A 4540-nucleotide genomic window follows, 5' to 3' on the forward strand; every position below is an offset into this window, starting at 1 on the left:
ATTGGCCGCGCTCCTGGCGGTCCTGGAGGGCCGCGCGCCCCCGACGGGGTACCTGCCCGTATCCCTCGCCGTACGAGGCTAAACCCCCGCCCCCCGGCCCGCCTGAGGCGGAACCGGGGCGCGCGGGGGAGCCTGGGCTCGGCGGAAAGCCGGTGGACTACTCGTCCTCCGTCTCCTCCAGATCCGAAGGCGCCTCCGTGGGCTCCGTCTTCGCCACATCGGCCTGGAGCAACCGCGAGAGCTGACGCCCCACGATGCGCTTGAACTTCCGCTGCTGCGGCCGCGTCCGGTCGAGGACCGCGACTTCGAGCCGATCCGCCGGGATCTCCCGGTCAGTGCCGTTCGTCTGGTTCGACAAGGCCTGCACCGCCAGCATCAACGCCTCGGCGAGCGACATGCCGTCCTGATGGCGCTGGTCGAGGAAGGTGCTGATCTGCTCGGAGTTGCCGCCGACCGCGACCGAGCCGTGCTCGTCCACGATCGAGCCGTCATGCGGCAGCCGGTAGATCTGATCCTCTTCGGGCGTGCTGCCCACCTCCGCGACGACCAGCTCCACCTCGTACGGCTTCTCACCGGCGCTGGAGAAAATGGTGCCCAGCGTCTGCGCGTAGACATTGGCGAGCCCACGGGCCGTCACATCGTCACGGTCATAGGTGTATCCGCGCAGATCCGCGTAGCGCACGCCGCCAATGCGGAGGTTCTCGTACTCGTTGTACTTGCCGGCGGCCGCGAAGCCGATCCGGTCGTAGATCTCGCTGAACTTGTGCAGTGCACGGGACGGGTTCTCGCCCACGAACACAATGCCATCGGCATACTGGATCACAACCAGGCTGCGACCGCGGGCAATGCCCTTGCGGGCATACTCCGCACGGTCGGCCATGGCCTGCTGGGGTGAGACATAGAACGGGGTCGACACCGGCTAACCGTCCCTTTCTGTCAGTGACTGAGTCATCTCGAGGCCTGCGCGAACCTCAGAGGAGGGAGGCCCGGGGGCCGTCGGGCTGCTCCAGCCGCCGCGCCAGAACGGAGGCGGCCAACTCGGAGGACTCCGCGTCGGTGAGCCTGCGGAAACCGTCCTCGGTGATGACCGTGACGATCGGGAAGATCCGGCGCGCCATGTCCGGGCCGCCGGTCGCCGAGTCGTCGTCGGCGGCGTCGTACAGCGCCTGGATGACCAGCATGGTCGTCTCGTGCTCCGTCAGATCCTCGCGGTAGAGCTTCTTCATGGAGCCCCGCGCGAAGATCGAACCGGATCCGGTGGCGGCGAAGCCGTGCTCCACGGAGCGACCGCCGGTCACGTCGTAGGAGAAGATGCGGCCTTCCTCGCGGTCGACGTCGTACCCCGCGAAGAGCGGCACCACAGCGAGCCCCTGCATGGCCATGCCGAGGTTGCCGCGGATCATCGTGGAGAGCCGGTTGGCCTTGCCCTCCAGGGAGAGCGTGGTGCCTTCCACCTTCTCGAAGTGCTCCAGCTCCAGCTGGAAGAGCTTGACCATCTCCACCGCGAGGCCCGCGGTACCCGCGACGCCGACCGCCGAGTACTCGTCGGCCGGGAAGACCTTCTCGATGTCCCGCTGGGCGATCATGTTGCCCATCGTGGCCCGCCGGTCACCGGCCAGGACGACACCGCCGGGGAAGATCGCCGCGACGATGGTCGTGCCGTGCGGCGCCTCGACGTGACCCTGCACGGGCGGCATGACGCGCTTTCCGGGCAGCATCTCCGGCGAGTGGTCGGAGAGAAAATCCATGAATGAGGACGACCCAGGCGTCAGGAAGGCAGCTGGTAGACGCCCGGTGCCACGAGTATTGGCTTCCACGAGGTTCCTTCCACATATGTCGCAGCCCGGCGCATCACGTCAGGCCGATCCTTGAACTGCCCCAGAGCCGCGTTACAGCTGAAGCACAGTACGCCACGGACCCTACCCGTCTCATGGCAGTGATCCACATGCTGTGCGGGGGCGGAAAGACAGATGCAACAGATCCCCTGCTGATCTGCGACCAGTGCGTCCAACTGTGCTGGCGTAAGGCCGTACTTGCGATGGAAATAGCTGATCCGGTTCCGCTGCGCCCGGCAGGTGCGGCAGTAACTCGCCCAGCCGTCCGACGAAGCTCTGTTCCGCTCCCACTCGGAATACGGCTTCACCTTTTCGCACTGCGGGCACCGCTTGTGGCCCTCGGGGACGGCCACTCTGCTCCGGACAGTTCTGCCCTTGGCCTCCTGGCGCTTGCGGTAGTACTCGGAAGAGCACTCCCGGCAGTACACCTGTAGACCGTCCGGCATGGATCCATTGCTCGCGAAGGCCGCCCGCGACTTGGTCTCCCGACGCCGCGAGCAGCGCTTCGTGCCCACCCCTTCAGCCACCCCTACCCCCCGCGCAGCCTTTATTTCAAAGGGAGTTTTACTCCCCCCCCTTCTGAACGAAGGACCTCACGAAATCCTCGGCGTTCTCCTCCAAGACGTCGTCGATTTCGTCCAAGACGGAATCCACGTCGTCCGACAGCTTCTCCTGCCGCTCCTTGAGGTCTTCCGAAGCCTGCGCGTCCTGCGCCTGCTCCTCGACCTCCTCGGTGGAGCGCGTCGCCTTCTGCTGGCCGCCGCCGGTGTCCTTGGTCGCCATCTACCTCACCCCGCTCGGTTCGATGTCCTTGATCAGACCCTACAAGCCGGGTCCGACATCGGCCCCGCACTCCGTGGAACGCGTGGGGCCTACCACTGTGTTTCCCACACCTGCGGGCTTTCAGCCGCCCGAGAGCACCCGCACCAGATCTTCGGCGGTCCGGCACCGGTCGAGCAGCGCCTTCACGTGATTACGCGTTCCGCGTAGGGGCTCCAGGGTTGGCACCCGCTGGAGCGAGTCCCGGCCCGGCAGGTCGAAGATCACCGAGTCCCAGGAGGCCGCCGCGACGTCGTCCGCGTACTGCTCCAGGCAGCGGCCGCGGAAGTACGCGCGGGTGTCCTCCGGGGGCTCCGTCTGGGCCCGCAGGACGCCCGGGTCGTCCAGGAGCCGCTTCATCTTGCCGCGCGCCACCAGGCGGTTGTACAGGCCCTTCTCGGGCCGTACGTCGGCGTACTGGAGGTCCACCAGGTGCAGCCGGGCCGCGTCCCACTCCAGGCCGTCACGGCGCCGGTAGCCCTCCATCAGCTCGCGTTTGGCGATCCAGTCGAGCTCGCCCGACAGGCTCATCGGGTCGTTCTCCAGCCGGTTCAGGACGTCCTCCCAGCGGACCAGGACGTCCTTGGTCTGCTCGTCGGCGTCGGCGCCGAACCGCTCGTCGACGTATTTGCGGGCCAGCTCGAAGTACTCCATCTGGAGCTGGACCGCCGTCAGGGTGCGACCGCTGCGCAGCGTGACGAGCTGTCGCAGGCCGGGGTCGTGGGAGACCTGGTGGAGGGTGCGGACGGGCTGGTCCACGGCCAGGTCGACGTTGATGAACCCTTCCTCGATCATGGACAGGACCAGGGAGGTGGTGCCCAGTTTGAGGTAGGTGGAGATCTCCGAGAGGTTGGCGTCGCCGATGATGACGTGCAGGCGGCGGTATTTCTCGGCGTCGGCGTGGGGTTCGTCGCGGGTGTTGATGATGGGGCGTTTGAGGGTGGTCTCCAGGCCTACTTCGACCTCGAAGTAGTCGGCGCGCTGGCTGATCTGGAAACCGTGCTCGTGGCCGTCCTGGCCGATGCCGACGCGGCCGGCGCCGGTGATGACCTGGCGCGAGACGAAGAAGGGCGTGAGGTGGCGCACGATGTCCGAGAAGGCGGTCTCCCGCTTCATCAGGTAGTTCTCGTGCGTGCCGTATGAGGCGCCTTTGTTGTCGGTGTTGTTCTTGTACAGGTGGATGGGCTGGGCGCCGGGGAGCTGGGCGGCGCGTTCGGCGGCCTCGGCCATGATGCGTTCGCCGGCTTTGTCCCACAGGACGGCGTCGCGGGGGTTGGTGACCTCGGGTGAGCTGTATTCGGGGTGTGCGTGGTCGACGTAGAGCCGTGCCCCGTTGGTGAGGATGACGTTGGCGAGGCCGATGTCCTCGTCGGTGAGCTGGCTCGAGTCGGCGGACTCGCGGGCGAGGTCGAAGCCTCGGGCGTCCCGCAGCGGGTTCTCCTCCTCGAAGTCCCAGCGGGCGCGGCGCGCCCGGTGCATCGCCGCCGCGTAGGCGTTGACGATCTGGGACGAGGTGAGCATGGCATTGGCGTTGGGGTGGCCGGGGACGGAGATCCCGTACTCCGTCTCGATGCCCATTACTCGCCGTACGGTCATGCGGCCCTCCTTGCCCGGCGGCGCTCCCCCGCGGGAGCGGCGCTCAAGTACCGCTGGTTCTCCGGTGCGTGTGCGGTGCCCGTCCCCGCACTGCGCGACTAGGCGGTACCGAAGAGCCTAGAACGCCTTTGCGCTGGTGGGGAGATCAATTGCGTCATTGCTCGGGTGCTGTTCGTGGCCTGAAAAGCAGTCGGCTGCGGGGGGCCCGCACCGGCCCCCCAACCCGCCCCCCCAGATTTAAAATAGATACGTGTTTGCCACCCCGCCGGATTTGCGAGAGCTGTGCGCGC

The 4540-nt window shown here is 67.0% G+C and carries 5 protein-coding genes; all 5 read right to left on the reverse strand.

The features are described 5' to 3' along the window. Nucleotides 1-157 precede the first annotated feature (157 nt). Nucleotides 158-916 (reverse strand): proteasome subunit alpha, encoded by a 759-nt coding sequence (gene prcA / locus AB0D31_RS34545; protein WP_362730851.1) that lies wholly within the window; start codon nt 914-916, stop codon nt 158-160. Between the two features lie 55 nt (nt 917-971). Next, complete coding sequence (prcB, locus tag AB0D31_RS34550; protein ID WP_362730854.1) at nt 972-1817, reverse strand: proteasome subunit beta; 846 nt, start codon at nt 1815-1817, stop codon at nt 972-974. Beyond that, nucleotides 1769-2281 (reverse strand): endonuclease VII domain-containing protein, encoded by a 513-nt coding sequence (locus AB0D31_RS34555; protein ID WP_362730857.1) that lies wholly within the window; start codon nt 2279-2281, stop codon nt 1769-1771. Before AB0D31_RS34555 ends, prcB begins: the two co-directional genes overlap by 49 nt. A 118-nt stretch (nt 2282-2399) precedes the next feature. Further along, nucleotides 2400-2618, reverse strand: a complete 219-nt coding sequence (locus tag AB0D31_RS34560) for a ubiquitin-like protein Pup (protein ID WP_011027899.1) — start codon at nt 2616-2618, stop codon at nt 2400-2402. Between the two features lie 120 nt (nt 2619-2738). Continuing rightward, nucleotides 2739-4250 carry a depupylase/deamidase Dop gene (dop, locus tag AB0D31_RS34565; RefSeq protein WP_362730859.1) on the reverse strand — a complete coding sequence of 504 codons (1512 nt, stop codon included), beginning with the start codon at nt 4248-4250 and terminating at the stop codon, nt 2739-2741. Between the last annotated feature and the right edge of the window lie 290 nt (nt 4251-4540).

Origin of the sequence: Streptomyces sp. NPDC048361 (assembly GCF_040651795.1) — a bacterium.
Lineage (GTDB): Bacteria > Actinomycetota > Actinomycetes > Streptomycetales > Streptomycetaceae > Streptomyces.

Bases quoted from the DNA above. Each gene is read 5' to 3' on its own strand.
- AB0D31_RS34555 (WP_362730857.1), bottom strand. From the start codon at position 2,281: ATGCCGGACGGTCTACAGGTGTACTGCCGGGAGTGCTCTTCCGAGTAC.
- AB0D31_RS34560 (WP_011027899.1), bottom strand. From the start codon at position 2,618: ATGGCGACCAAGGACACCGGCGGCGGCCAGCAGAAGGCGACGCGCTCC.
- dop (WP_362730859.1), bottom strand. From the start codon at position 4,250: ATGACCGTACGGCGAGTAATGGGCATCGAGACGGAGTACGGGATCTCC.